Source organism: Butyricimonas paravirosa, assembly GCF_032878955.1.
GTDB classification, from domain to species: Bacteria; Bacteroidota; Bacteroidia; order Bacteroidales; family Marinifilaceae; genus Butyricimonas; species Butyricimonas paravirosa.
On record NZ_CP043839.1, the window covers coordinates 3,954,322 to 3,967,485 of the forward strand.

General features: G+C 44.0%; 10 protein-coding genes and 1 riboswitch. Of the genes, 9 read left to right on the forward strand and 1 reads right to left on the reverse strand.

Features of this window, described 5'->3' with window-relative positions; genetic code table 11:
• Positions 1–11 precede the first annotated feature (11 nt).
• The 6 genes from F1644_RS16070 (at position 12) to ribH (ending at position 7,291) form a co-directional block, all read left to right on the forward strand.
• Positions 12–1,421, forward strand: coding sequence for a RagB/SusD family nutrient uptake outer membrane protein (locus F1644_RS16070; RefSeq protein ID WP_118305514.1), 1,410 nt, complete (start codon positions 12–14; stop codon positions 1,419–1,421).
• Between the two features lie 51 nt (positions 1,422–1,472).
• The gene (locus F1644_RS16075; protein WP_118305515.1) at positions 1,473–3,386 is read left to right on the forward strand and encodes a protein-disulfide reductase DsbD domain-containing protein; all 1,914 of its coding nucleotides are present in this window, start codon (positions 1,473–1,475) and stop codon (positions 3,384–3,386) included.
• A 62-nt stretch (positions 3,387–3,448) separates the two neighbouring features.
• Positions 3,449–3,570: riboswitch (FMN riboswitch) on the forward strand.
• A 93-nt stretch (positions 3,571–3,663) separates the two neighbouring features.
• Positions 3,664–4,770, forward strand: a complete 1,107-nt coding sequence (ribD, locus tag F1644_RS16080) for a bifunctional diaminohydroxyphosphoribosylaminopyrimidine deaminase/5-amino-6-(5-phosphoribosylamino)uracil reductase RibD (RefSeq protein WP_118305544.1) — start codon at positions 3,664–3,666, stop codon at positions 4,768–4,770.
• An 82-nt stretch (positions 4,771–4,852) separates the two neighbouring features.
• A complete protein-coding gene (locus F1644_RS16085; RefSeq protein WP_118305516.1) occupies positions 4,853–5,500 on the forward strand; it encodes a riboflavin synthase in 648 nt (215 codons plus the stop codon).
• 64 nt (positions 5,501–5,564) lie between these two features.
• Entirely contained in the window at positions 5,565–6,818 is a 1,254-nt protein-coding gene (locus F1644_RS16090) for a bifunctional 3,4-dihydroxy-2-butanone-4-phosphate synthase/GTP cyclohydrolase II (RefSeq protein WP_118305517.1), read from the forward strand.
• Between the two features lie 11 nt (positions 6,819–6,829).
• On the forward strand, positions 6,830–7,291 hold the full coding sequence (ribH, locus tag F1644_RS16095) for a 6,7-dimethyl-8-ribityllumazine synthase (RefSeq protein ID WP_027202226.1): 462 nt from the start codon (positions 6,830–6,832) through the stop codon (positions 7,289–7,291).
• Between the two features lie 207 nt (positions 7,292–7,498).
• On the opposite strand, the gene F1644_RS16100 is transcribed toward ribH, so the two are convergent.
• The gene (locus F1644_RS16100; RefSeq protein ID WP_087420757.1) at positions 7,499–7,690 is read right to left on the reverse strand and encodes a hypothetical protein; all 192 of its coding nucleotides are present in this window, start codon (positions 7,688–7,690) and stop codon (positions 7,499–7,501) included.
• A gap of 188 nt (positions 7,691–7,878) precedes the next feature.
• On the opposite strand from F1644_RS16100, the gene F1644_RS16105 reads away from it, so the two are divergent.
• The 3 genes from F1644_RS16105 to F1644_RS16115 all read left to right on the forward strand — a co-directional run bounded on the left by F1644_RS16105 (position 7,879) and on the right by F1644_RS16115 (position 13,161).
• Positions 7,879–8,436 carry an RNA polymerase sigma factor gene (locus tag F1644_RS16105; protein ID WP_087421284.1) on the forward strand — a complete coding sequence of 186 codons (558 nt, stop codon included), beginning with the start codon at positions 7,879–7,881 and terminating at the stop codon, positions 8,434–8,436.
• Positions 8,437–8,548: 112 nt separating this feature from the next.
• The gene (locus F1644_RS16110; protein WP_087420758.1) at positions 8,549–9,715 is read left to right on the forward strand and encodes a FecR family protein; all 1,167 of its coding nucleotides are present in this window, start codon (positions 8,549–8,551) and stop codon (positions 9,713–9,715) included.
• 71 nt (positions 9,716–9,786) lie between these two features.
• Positions 9,787–13,161: a SusC/RagA family TonB-linked outer membrane protein gene (locus F1644_RS16115; RefSeq protein WP_087420759.1), complete on the forward strand. Its 3,375-nt coding sequence runs from the start codon at positions 9,787–9,789 to the stop codon at positions 13,159–13,161.
• Positions 13,162–13,164: the final 3 nt, after the last annotated feature.

Sequence of the window (13,164 nt, forward strand, 5' to 3'; positions counted from 1 at the left end):
TCTGAAAAGTGATGAAAAAGATACTTATTGCCGTTATTTTCTTTTGTGTTACGGCTTCTTGTAATGATTTTGTCGATGTGATCCCTAAAGGGAATACGATACCTGAAACCGTGGATGATTTAGCTAAACTAATGACTTGTGGCTCGATGTCATCTCCTTTATACACGTTTAGCGATATTTCGTATAGTATTCAGTATTTTGAATTTTATAGTGATGATTATACTGCTATTGAAAATCCGAACTCTTCTAATTATGATACTTATTTCACACTTCCTATTTTTCAGAATACACTGAAATGGGCGGATTATATATATGCAAATGCAGAGAGTGATTATAATTGGGATGGGCTTTATAAGTCGAATTACGTGGCAAATTATGTGCTTGATAAAATTGATGTCGTTGAGAATGGTGTGGCTTATGATCGTAATGACGTGAAAGGGCAAGCTCTCGTGCACCGGGCTATGAATTATTTCCTATTAGTAAACTTGTACGGGAAACAATATGATGCAGCGACAGCCTCTACTGATCTTGGTGTACCTTTGGTTTTGGAAGCGGATATAAATAAGCAGTATCCTAGAGCTACAGTTGCTCAAGTGTATGAGCGGATGTTGCAGGATTTGAATGATGCTATTTCTTTATTAAAAGTTGATGCCCCCGAATATAATAATATTCCGGGGAAAGCAACGGCTTACGCGCTTCGGGCTAGATATTATCTCTGGCAGCAAAATTATGATCAAGCTTATGCAGATGCTATTGAGGCATTAAAATTACGAGGGGAGTTGATTGATTATAATAATTGTTCATTACGAGTTCCAGGTATGATTGCAGCCGGAGTGAACGGTTATGAAAGTATTATGCAGATTAACCCGGAGATCATGTATTCTCGTTACCGGATGAGTCGTAGTAATTGTCCCTTTTCGTCTAATATGTTGGCGATTATTGATACAGATAATGATTTACGCTATTGTTTGTTTTATGGGACGTATGAAGAAGCAGGCATTTTCGTTCCAATGTCTTGGACGCGACATGTTCATTCGGGAATAAACACCTCGGAAGTTTGGTTAACCAAAGCAGAGGCTGCGTTACGTAAATCTCAACCTAACGTGTCGGAGGCAATAGATGCATTGGATTACGTGCGGCGTCATCGCTACGTGCAGTCGTTCTATCAAGAAACAACGGAAACCAATCCGGATTTATTATTGACAGAAATATTGAATGAACGTCGACGTGAGATTACTTTTACTGAGATGGCATTTCTTGATCGTAAGCGATTAAATGCCGATCCGGCCACGGCTCGTCCGATGACACGTACCGTGTATGGTGAGACCTATACCCTGCCTGTGGGTGATGTACGTTATCAATTGGCCATTCCTTTAAATGTGATGGAACTTAACCCACAATTGATTCAAAATGAGAGATAAGCAGAGGGTGTGAACTTTTAAGCAAAATAGTAAATTAAATATTAGATTTTTATGAAAAAGGTTATGATTTTATTCGTACTCGCCATTTTTTGTGCGAGTTTAGCAACTCATGTATCTGCTCAAGTGAAAAAGAGTAAACTGAGAGTATTGTATGTTGGCGGGTCTGCAGATTGGAGTAAGGAGCATTTTAATGATGATGTTGCTTTTCAAAACAATGTGAAGGAACGTATGGCATCTTTTGAAAAGATGTTGAAAACGTATTTTACTTCTGTCACTATCGTAAATGCAGATGATTATTCACAACAGATGTCGAATGATTACGATGTGACTGTTATGGATGGAACCCCGAAGAGTATTATTCCGGAATTCGTGGATATGGCGAAACAGATGTACTTGAAAGCAGGATATTTTACTTCGGATTTTGATCAACCAGTGCTTACGATTGGAGAATTGGGTGCTACATTGGGTAGTCGAGTGGGGAGTAAAAACGACTGGTATTGTCTTTGTTTAGATGCGGATGCTCATAGTTGGCGTAAGGATCATCCTATTTTCAAGGGACCTTTTCCGGTTAAAATGACTGTGGTAAATAAACCAACTCCAGCCGAGGCTTTTCACTATGCTCATGATTACGATGGAGAAATGCCTAAAAAGTTACCCATGTGGAAAGTCCAAACCAAAGGATACGCCACGGATAAGGGATTTCGTGTTGGTTTGGTTTCACGTCCATGGGGATATGAGGATTCGCCTGAAGCTGAATATATTTCGAGTGGAGTATGTCAAAAGTCATTGAATGCAGTGGCTATCGGTCGTCATGCTAATTTCTTTCATTGGGGATTTGCCGCATCTCCCACGTATATGACGGATGAAGCGATCTCCGTGTTAGCGAATGCGATTGCTTATATTGCGAAGTTTAAAGGACAGGGAATGATTGCCCGAAAATATAATGAAGGAATTGCAACAAGGGCTACTTTAAATGAATTTAAGTATATTCCCACGAAAGAAGCTTATAAAAATATGCTTGAAATAAATGATGAAGCCAACAGATTGTTGCAAAAAATGTCTAAAGAGGTTCAGGCAAAACAAGATCGAGGGGAAAAGTTGACAGAAGAAGAGCAATATTATCTAAACTTTAAACCAATGCAGATGAGAAGTCATGAAGAAGTTGTGAAACTCTATATGCGAGAGTATTATGATATGTTTGGAATGGATGAAAAAGCTTATGCAAGTTATTTTGATGAAAATCGGGATTATTTTTATGGGGGAGATGGGGTTAATAAACTTGTGGTGGATGAGGATGTGAAAAGTTTGGGTATCCCTAATAATGATTTGCGGTTAATAGATACGGCAATTAAAATGTTAGAGAATAAAACAGAAGTGGATAAAGCCAAGCGTATATTGGCTCGCTATACTTTAGTTGATTTCCCGGCTGCAATAGAATGGCGTAATTGGTTTGAGAAGAATAAGAAAAAAATGTTCTTCACGGAATCTGGAGGTTGGGTGTTCCTTGTTGATAGCCGAGAACCGGGAGTTAATGATTATGTAGCGTGGGAGGTTCGAAAGAAATTAAATTCCTTAACAATGAATGAGACGGATGAGAGAAATCCGGTGGCTGTAGTAGTAAGTAGAGAAGTGTTACAATCGGGAGAGCAATTTGTTTACATAAAGGTTAAGATACATCCGGGTTTCCATATTTATGCTAACGTGGCTTCGGATGCTCCGTTTGTTCCTACAAAAATTGATATTCAACTTCCAGAAGGCTATGAAAAAGTTGGCGGTTTACAGGTTCCAGCTGCTCGTTTCTATAGTCAAAGCGGGACGACGATATATGATGAAACAGTTGTGTTTGGTCAAAAAATTGCCGGGAAGGGCCCAGGGACGATAGAATGTGTAATCAGTTACCAAAGTTGTGATAATCATATTTGTTTTCCTCCAACAGAACAAAAGTTTTCCATTCAAGTAAATTAAAGAAATATTGCGGTAATATTGTTTGTTATCATTAGAATTATTTCTATTTTTGCGTTTGTAAAATGTTTCTTCGGGGCAGGGTGCAACTCCCTACCGGCGGTTATAGTCCGCGACTCCCTTTCGAGGGACTGATTCAGTGAAATTCTGAAACCGACGGTTAAAGTCCGGATGATAGAGGAGATATTTAGTTGTAATTGATATTATATTAATACAATATAAATCTATGCCCCGAATGTGTATGCATTCGGGGCATTTTTGTTTAAAGGAGGTTTTGAACATGGTTAGACAGGAAGACATTGAATATATGCGACGGGCGATAGAGCTTGCCGAACGGGGAGTAGGATTCACGAATCCGAATCCGATGGTGGGAGCCGTGATCGTGAAGGGAGGAAAGGTGATCGGGGAAGGATGGCACGAGAGATGCGGTGAATGGCATGCGGAGAGGAACGCTTTCAGGAATTGTACGGTTCCTGCGGAGGGTGCCACGATGTACGTGACGTTGGAACCTTGTTGCCATTATGGAAAGACCCCGCCTTGCACGGAGGCCATTATTGAACATGGGATTGCCCGGGTGGTGGTCGGGATGGAAGATCCGAACCCGTTGGTGGCAGGGAAAGGTATTGCCTTGTTACGAGAGGCTGGGATAGAGGTGGTTTGCGGGGTTGAGGAAGAGGCTTTGCGGGAACAGAATCGAGTATTTTTGAAATATATATCGACAAAGTTGCCTTGGGTGGCAATGAAGACCGCGATGACGTTGGACGGGAAGATCGCGACCCGGACGGGAGATTCGAAATGGATCACGGGAGCGGAAGCGCGAGCTTACGTGCATGAATTGCGGCATCGTTTTATGGCTATATTAGTGGGAATCGGGACGGCCGTGGCGGACGATCCTTTATTGAATTGCCGGATTGAGGGCCGTGGTGTCAGACAGCCGATACGAGTGGTGGTAGATAGTAATGCCCGTTTGTCTTTGGATAGCCAGCTCGTGAAAACGGCCGGAGAGTATCGTACCATCGTGGCTCATACCTGTTTCGCTCCGGAAGAGAGAGTGAAAGCCTTGCGGGAGATAGGTGTGGAGATGTTACTTTGCAAGGAGAAGGAAGGACTTGTAGATGTCAGGAACTTGTTGGAATTGTTAGGGCAGTCCGGAATTGATTCCATCTTGTTAGAAGGAGGAGGAAGTTTGAATTACACGTTTTTGTCGGAGGGGCTTGCGGATGAATTGTATGCTTTTATTGCCCCGAAGATCGTGGGGGGAATGAATGCCAAGACTCCGGTAGAAGGTGCAGGGATGGAGAAAATGGCTGACGCTATTAACCTTGAATTGGAAAACGTACTGAACATTGGTCATGATGTCCTTTTAAAACTAAAAGTTAAAAACTAAAAGATAATAGATTTCGTGATTAAAAAAGTGAGGGCATTGAGCGAGGAAATCTAAAATCATAAATTGTAAATCTAAAATTAAGATGTTTACAGGTATAATCGAAGAAATAGGAACCATACGGGGTATCAAGCGGGGAAACCGGAGCGTGGTGCTGGAAGTGCAGGCAAAGAAGGTGTTGGAGGATTTGCACGTGGGGGATAGTATTGCCACGAACGGGGTTTGCCTGACCGTGATCTCTTTTGCTAACGGGAGTTTCTGTGCAGATGTGATGCCGGAGACGATGCAGCGTAGCAATTTAGGAGAGCTGCACGTCGGAGACCGGGTGAATCTGGAGAGGGCGTTGACGTTGAACGGGCGCTTGGGGGGACATATCGTGTCGGGTCATGTTGACGGGCTGGGGAAGATTGTTGGGAGAGAGAAAGACGAGAATGCCATTTGGATCATGATTTCAGCCCCGGCAGAGCTGTTGCGTTATATCGTGGATAAAGGTTCTATCACGATTGACGGGATAAGCCTAACGGTCGTGGACGTGACGGATACGGGTTTTACGGTTTCTATTATTCCTCACACGCAGGATGAAACGACGTTAGTGAAGAAAAAGATTGGGGACGTGGTGAACCTTGAAAATGACGTGATTGCCAAATACGTGGAGAAGTTAATGCGTCCGACAGCCCCGGTAGAGCCTAAAGGCGGGTTGACGTTGGATTTTTTGCTGGCGAATGGATTCTAGGGAAGTTAAAAGGTAAAAACTAAAAGATAAAAGTTTAAGGAGATAAATTTAGGAGTATTGAGATATGGAAGAATTTAAATTTAGTACGATTGAAGAGGCTGTTGCAGATTTGAGAGCCGGAAAGATGATTATCGCCGTGGATGACCCGGATCGGGAGAACGAGGGGGATTTGATTTGTGCGGCCGAGTTTGCCACGTTGGAGAACGTGAACTTCATGGCTTCTTATGCTAAAGGATTGATTTGTATGCCGATGAGCAAGGCTTTGACCACGAAGTTGGGGTTGGAACAGATGGTTGCCACGAACACGGATAACCATTGCACGGCGTTCACGGTGTCAATCGATCACGTGGACACGACCACGGGTATTTCCGCGTTGGAGCGTTCCGTGACCGCGATGAAAGCGGTAGAGGATAATGCGAAACCGGAAGATTTCCGTCGTCCGGGACATATGTTCCCGTTGGAGGCAAAGAAGGGGGGCGTGCTGGAGCGTATGGGACACACGGAGGCCACGGTGGACTTGATGCGAATTGCTGGGTTGAAAGAGTGTGGCTTGTGTTGCGAGATTATGCGGGAGGATGGAACGATGATGCGTACACCGGAGTTGAAGGTGTTTGCTAAAGCGCATGGAATGAAAATGATCACGGTGGCCGATTTGATCACCTATCGTCGGAAAACAGAGATATTGATCGAACGGGTAACCGAGGCTGATATGCCAACAAAATACGGGGACTTCAAAGCCTACGGGTATGTGAACAAGATTAACGGGGAACATCATATCGCTTTAGTGAAAGGTGACGTGACAGACGGGGAACCTGTATTGTGCCGGGTACATTCGGAGTGTTTGACGGGAGACGTGTTCGGTTCTTTGCGTTGTGATTGTGGAGACCAGCTGGCCGAGGCCATGCGTCGGATCGGAGAGAGAGGTCGGGGAGTGTTGTTGTATATGCGTCAGGAAGGCCGGGGTATCGGTTTGATTAATAAATTGAAGGCTTATCACCTGCAAGACGAGGGAATGGATACCGTGGAGGCGAATATCGCTCTTGGGTTTAAGGCCGACTTGCGTGAATACGGTACCGGGGCAGAGATTTTGGCAGATCTGGGCGTGAAGAAAATGATCTTGATGACGAATAACCCGTTAAAAATTAATGGTTTGACCGGATACGGTATTGAAATCGTGGGACGTGAGCCGATTGAAATGACTTGTAACGAAAAGAACGAGTTTTATATGTACACGAAGTACAAGAAGATGGGACACATGATTCACGTGCGTCAGCGAGAAGAGATCGAGAAATTGAAAGAAGGATTAGAAAACAAATAAATATAAAGACTATGAATTTACTGGAAGGGAAATTATTGGCAGAAGGCCAACGAATTGGTATCGTTGCAGGACGTTTTAACGAGTTTATCACGAGTAAATTGTTGGGTGGTGCTTTGGATGCTTTCAAACGTCATGGCGGAGATGAGGCAAATATTGATTTGGCTTGGGTTCCGGGTGCTTTTGAAATTCCGTTAGTGGCTAAGAAGATGGCTGAGACGAAAAAGTATGATGCCGTTGTTTGCTTGGGTGCCGTGATTCGTGGGGCAACTCCTCATTTCGATATGGTGGCTAACGAGGCAACCAAAGGGATTGCTAATGTCGGGCTGCAAACGGGAACCCCGATTATCTTCGGTGTCCTGACTACCGACACGATCGAACAAGCTGTTGAAAGAGCCGGAACAAAAGCCGGAAATAAAGGTTTCGAGGCGGTAACTACGGCTATCGAAATGATTAATTTGTTGAAACAGATTTGATTTTTATAAATTGGAAAGGGACTGTCCCAAAGGTCATTTTCACTCAAAAAACTCCTCCGTCACTTCGTGCCACCTCCTCTATAAACAGAGGAAGAGCTGGTGACTCTTCCCGAAGACAGGGAGTATTTCAACTCTCCCTCTGTTTATAGAGGGAGTACGGCGAAGCCGGGAGGGAGTTTGAGAAATGACTTTGGGGACAGCCCCTTTTTAGTTTTTGGGCATTCGTATATCTAAGAGTTCTCTAATTTCATTGATGGTGTATGTTTTCACGTCACCATTTGGGGATTCTTCTATCCCACCTTCTATGGATGCCATGTTGTCTGGAGCATTAAACCATGGATCGTTGCTTGGACTTGGGTTTGCGGTGTTTTCAAGCTCCAATGATTCTGTTTTTACCATTTCTGTTTTCTGCAAAGGATATGCAATAGTATGATATATGCATGATAATCATCTTGTATTGATGTAAAATCTATTTAACGTGGTTCTTTAAAGCTCATACATATAAAATTTGTTCTTGTTTATTGTTTTGTTTCAATAAATAAGTATTTTCGTACATCTATAATTGTTAATAGTTGAAGGTGGGTTGTATGGGAACATTAAACGAACAGGAGTTAAAGGAAATAGGGTGTCGTGTAAAGAGAGGTGATCATGAAGCTTTTCACACGCTTTATCGCTGTTACTTTGAACGTTATGTTCGTTATGCTGTTCGTTATACCTGCGATGTCGAGGAGGCTACGGATTTGGTACAGAATGCTTTTTTTTCGTTATGGGAGAATCTTTCCCAGTATGACGAGAACAAGAACATTTTTCTTTATCTGTTGATAATCGTGAAAAATAATTGTCTGAATTATTTGCGATCGATTAAAATTAAGGATAGTCATGGAGACAAAATTGTGGAGGCAATGTTGTTTTCGGGGGTAGATGATGAAGGAGTGGATGATGATATTCGGGCCCGATTGAAACAGGTATTACAGGAACTACCGGACAAGGGTAGATTCGTGTTGTTGGAGCATATCGTGGAAGGGAAAAAGGTGAAAGACATTGCCTTGGAGATGGATGTGGCGGAATCTACGGTAAAAACCCATTTGAAACGTTCGTTAAAGTATTTGAGAGAACATCTGTCATTTATTCTTTTTTCCGTGTGATGGTCCTCTTGGAGAAGTGTTCTTGAGATGCAGAACTTTTCTTTGAAAATATTTTAAAACATTGTCCCCCGTTTTGAATCTCCGTGTGTACTTGTGGTAAAATGAATCGAGTATGCGTGAAGATAATTTTATAGAATGGAGAATACTTGCCGGAAAACTTCGGGGAACTCTTTCAAGCAAGGAGGAACAGGAGTTTCAGGCTTGGTATGATGCGAGCATACGACATCGGAAATATTTCGAACGGCTGGGGAAGTTGTGGGATTCGGGGGAAGAGAGCGAGATCCGGGTGGATGTGGAGGCCATGATTCGTGACTTTGACAGACACGTGGAGAAGAGAAAGAGAATTTCGATCCGTCGTCGCTGGATACAAGTGGCAGCCGTGGTAATTCCTCTGATCGTACTGGGGACCGTTATTTATTGGAATCGAGGGATGAAACCGGTAGAACAGGTTGCTGTTAATACGTTGTTGATGCCGGGAGAGAGCCGGGCGAAATTGACTTTGTCCGACGGGCGGGTGGTATTGCTTGATAAGATGCAAAAGGATGAAACCATGATTGATGCGGGTAATTCTTTTATCCGGAGGGGTGAAGGACGGGTGACCTATGTCAAAGGAAGCGAGAAATCCCCGGATAAAGTGGAGTACAACACGATGGAAGTACCTCGGGGTGGCGAATACGTGCTGGAATTGAGTGATGGTACCCGGGTGTGGTTGAATTCTCAGACACGCCTGGTTTACCCGACTTGTTTCGTGGGTTCGGAGAGAGTAATTGAGCTTGATGGAGAAGCTTATTTCCAGGTCGCTCGTGACACGACCATGCCTTTTGTTGTCCGGGTAGGCAAGAATGCAGTACGGGTATATGGAACTTCATTTAACGTGAGTGCTTATCGGGAAGATGCCAATATGATAACAACGCTGGAAACCGGAAGCGTGGGACTTTGGGTTGGGGAGAAAGAATATCGTTTGGTCCCCGGGGATCAAGCTGACGTGACGGTTGCAACCGGAACTGTTGTTAAGTACAGGGTGAATGCGGATGCGTATTGTTCCTGGAGAAACGGAACATTTATTTTTGAGGAAGAACGATTGGAGAGCATATTGAATCGTTTGTCCAGATGGTATAATGTGGATATATTTTATCAGAACGAGTCTATCAAGGATTTGCATTTTACTGGGGATCTGGGGCGGTATGAAGATTTCATGGAGGTGCTGAAGTTAATCGGGTTAACCACGAATGTCGAATTTGTCGTAAATGGAAGGAATATTATCGTGAAATACAAATAAAAAAGAGACCGGTGAAGAAACTGCCATTTCTCTGCCGGTCAAAAATAATCATATTTAATTGAAACAAAGTTATGAAAAAAAACAATGTGTTGTATCCATTGCTTGGTCTGCGGGTACATTTAAATCGATGTTTGCCCATGAAATTGATGACCTTACTGGTTTTCGTCTTTTCTATACCCGCCTTTTCGGCCGCGTATAGTCAAGAAGGTAGTGTTAGTTTTTCTGCGGAAAATATGAGGGTGGAGGAGATAATTAAACACGTGCGGAGTATTTCGGGGTACAAGTTTTTGTTTAATCACGAGGAGTTGAGAACTGCGGGAACGAAGAGCGTGAAGTTTGCCAACACTCCGATTCGTGAGGTGATGAATGAGGTGTTGAGAGGGACGAATTTGACCTATCGTCTGGAGAAGGACGTGATTGTCATTTATCCGATAGTCGTCACGGCACGGGATTCCGTGCAAAAGAGCGTGACAGTAAAAGGGGTTGTCAAGGATGAAAAGGGGGCCACGTTACCGGGTGTCACTGTTTTACTGAAAGGGACCACGATCGGGGTAACAACTGACGAGGATGGAAAGTTTTCTTTAACGATACCGGAATCTCCGAATGCGGAATTTCTTTTCTCGTTCGTGGGGATGATCCCGCAAACCGTTCTTTACCGTAATATGCCGAAGGGTGATTGGACGGTGGTCATGAAAGAAGAGGTGATGGAGGTGGACGAGGTGGTCGTGACCGGATTATTGACCCGCAAGAAAAGCGGTTTCGCGGGAACAACAACCATGATCACGAAGCAGGAATTAGCCAAGGTGTCGACGGGGAATATTTTTACCACGATTTCGGCTATTGATGCGGGATTCAAGATTAACGAGAATAATCTGGACGGGTCTAACCCGAACGTGTTACCCGACTTTACTATCCGTGGTAAAGGGTCTTTTCAGAATGGGTCGACGACCCCTATTTTTATTTTGGACGGTTTTGAAGTGTCAGCCCAAAAAGTTTTCGACATGGATGTTAATCGTATCGAAAGTATTACCTTGCTGAAGGATGCCTCGGCCACGATTCTTTACGGTTCTCGAGCATCGAACGGGGTGATCGTAATCGAGACGACAGCTCCCCAGGCGGGGAAGTTACGAGTGACTTACGATTTCAAACCGACCATCGGGGTGGTAGACCTGACGGATTATGATTTGATGAATGCCCGGGAGAAATTGCAGTACGAGAAAGAGGCGGGGTTGTATGAGTATGAGGGAAGTGTCGGTTACGAGGAGAATAATCGTCGGGAGCAGGCGAAATTGGATGAGTCATATTACACGAAATATAAAAATATTGTAGAGGGAGTGAACACTTACTGGTTATCTCAACCGGTAGAGTCCTCGTTCTCTCATGCTCATTCCATATTCGTGGAAGGTGGGGCGGATAACGTGCGTTACGGTATCGATGCCTCGTACAATCAGAATAAGGGGGTGATGAAGGAATCCGGGCGTGATCGTTTGGGGTTGGGGTTTACCTTGATCTACCGGATAAAGGATAAGGTGACGATTCGGAATTATATGTCCTATGCTCACACGAAGGCTTATAATTCTCCTTATGGCAGTTTTTCCACGTATGCTGCGTTGAATCCCTACGAACGGATTTATGATGAAAACGGGGAGCTGATTGCCAAGTTGAGCGACGGGACGACGAATCCCCTGTATGATGCTTTTTTGCCTAATCGCAATTTCACGAAGATGCAGGAGTTCACGGAACAATTGAGCGTGGACTGGTTTATCCGGGAGGGACTACGTTTGAAAGGACAAATCTCGATCGTGAAAGGTGAAACCAGTGGGGAGAACTATAAGTCTCCATTCTCCGCGGAGTTTTTGAATACCGTTTATAATTCAGAAAATCGAATGCAGGAATATCTTCCGATAGCAAAGCGTGGGTATTTGTCCATGACGGACGGGAGTAGCTTGGGGTATAACGGGAATATTACATTGAACTATAATACTCTGTTCGGGGAGAAACATATTCTTTACGCGGGTATCGGGTGTGAGGTGAAACAGGATGATAGTAATTCACATGGTTTCACGTTAACCGGATTCCCGGACGATCGCTATTCCGACCCGGCTTTTGCCATCCAGTTCAAGGAAAATTCAAGAGCTACCAGTGACGAGAGTAAATCCCGTTCCATCGGTTTCTTCGCTAACGGGAACTATATTTATGATGATCGTTATTTTGCGGATGTATCCGTGCGTATTGACGGCTCTTCCAAATTTGGAGTAGACAAACGTTTTGCACCTTTCTGGTCCGTGGGTGCCGGGTGGAACGTGCATAACGAGAAGTTCTTTAAATCGACAAAGGTGAGTATGCTAAAACTGCGTTATTCATACGGTGTAACGGGTAACCAGGAGTTCTCGGCTTACCAGGCCCAGACGATGTTCCAGTTCAACACGGATCGTTTGTATAATTCTTCCGTTACGGCGGAGTTGATGGGGTACGGGAATCCGGATCTGGAATGGCAGAACCAGTACCAATCGAATTTCGGGTTGGATTTTGGTTATGCGAAAGACCGTATTCGTGTGCAGTTCAACTATTATTTGAAAAAGACACAGGGATTGTTGACTACGATCACCGTGGCTCCTTCTCTGGGTTTCCCCTCGGATAACTACACGGCAAATTTGGGAGAGATTCAGAATAAAGGACTGGAGGTGAATCTGAATGCCGTGATTATCCGTGATATGGAAAAGGAATTGGAATGGTCGGTGATGTTTCAGGCTGCCAACAATAAAAATAAGATTAGAAAGATCTCCACTGCCTTGAAAACGGTGAACGATGAGAATAATAAAAATACTCAAGTTCCAGGAGCAGTTTACGAGGAAGGCGAATCGATGAGCGCGATTAAGGCTGTCCGTTCTCTAGGTATTGACCCGACAACCGGTAAGGAGTTGTTCGTGAAGAAAAACGGAGAACTGACTTACACGTGGGATGCGGAAGACAAAGTGATTTGCGGGGACACGGAACCCAAGGTCTTCGGGAACTTCGGAACCAACCTGTATTGGAAGGGCTGGAATTTGAATATGGTATTTAAGTATAATTTCGGTGCGGATTATTATAATTCGACATTGGCTCAACGGGTTGAAGGTGCCGATCCCGCAAAGAATGCAGACCGTCGGGTGTTGAAGGATCGGTGGAAAGAACCGGGACAACATGCTCTCTACAAAAATATAAAGGATTACAAGACGACTTATATTTCCAGTCGTTTCGTGCAAAAGGATAACACGGTGCAGTTGTCGACGCTCTCTTTGTCTTACGAGGTGAACAAGGCGTGGATCAGTCGGTTTGGAATGAATACGTTGAGGTTGAGCTTTTACATGAACGACGTGTTCCGAGCTTCAACCGTGAAGAATGAACGGGGAATTGACTATCCTTTCCAACGTAGTTTCGTGTTCGGGTTAAATGTCAGTTTTTAATTT

Coding starts and splice junctions, on each gene's coding strand:
- F1644_RS16090 (WP_118305517.1), top strand. CDS start 5,565: ATGGAAGAATTTAAATTTAGTACGATTGAAGAGGCTGTTGCAGATTTG.
- F1644_RS16115 (WP_087420759.1), top strand. CDS start 9,787: ATGAAAAAAAACAATGTGTTGTATCCATTGCTTGGTCTGCGGGTACAT.
- F1644_RS16105 (WP_087421284.1), top strand. CDS start 7,879: ATGGGAACATTAAACGAACAGGAGTTAAAGGAAATAGGGTGTCGTGTA.
- F1644_RS16100 (WP_087420757.1), bottom strand. CDS start 7,690: ATGGTAAAAACAGAATCATTGGAGCTTGAAAACACCGCAAACCCAAGT.
- F1644_RS16075 (WP_118305515.1), top strand. CDS start 1,473: ATGAAAAAGGTTATGATTTTATTCGTACTCGCCATTTTTTGTGCGAGT.
- ribH (WP_027202226.1), top strand. CDS start 6,830: ATGAATTTACTGGAAGGGAAATTATTGGCAGAAGGCCAACGAATTGGT.
- ribD (WP_118305544.1), top strand. CDS start 3,664: ATGGTTAGACAGGAAGACATTGAATATATGCGACGGGCGATAGAGCTT.
- F1644_RS16085 (WP_118305516.1), top strand. CDS start 4,853: ATGTTTACAGGTATAATCGAAGAAATAGGAACCATACGGGGTATCAAG.
- F1644_RS16110 (WP_087420758.1), top strand. CDS start 8,549: ATGCGTGAAGATAATTTTATAGAATGGAGAATACTTGCCGGAAAACTT.
- F1644_RS16070 (WP_118305514.1), top strand. CDS start 12: ATGAAAAAGATACTTATTGCCGTTATTTTCTTTTGTGTTACGGCTTCT.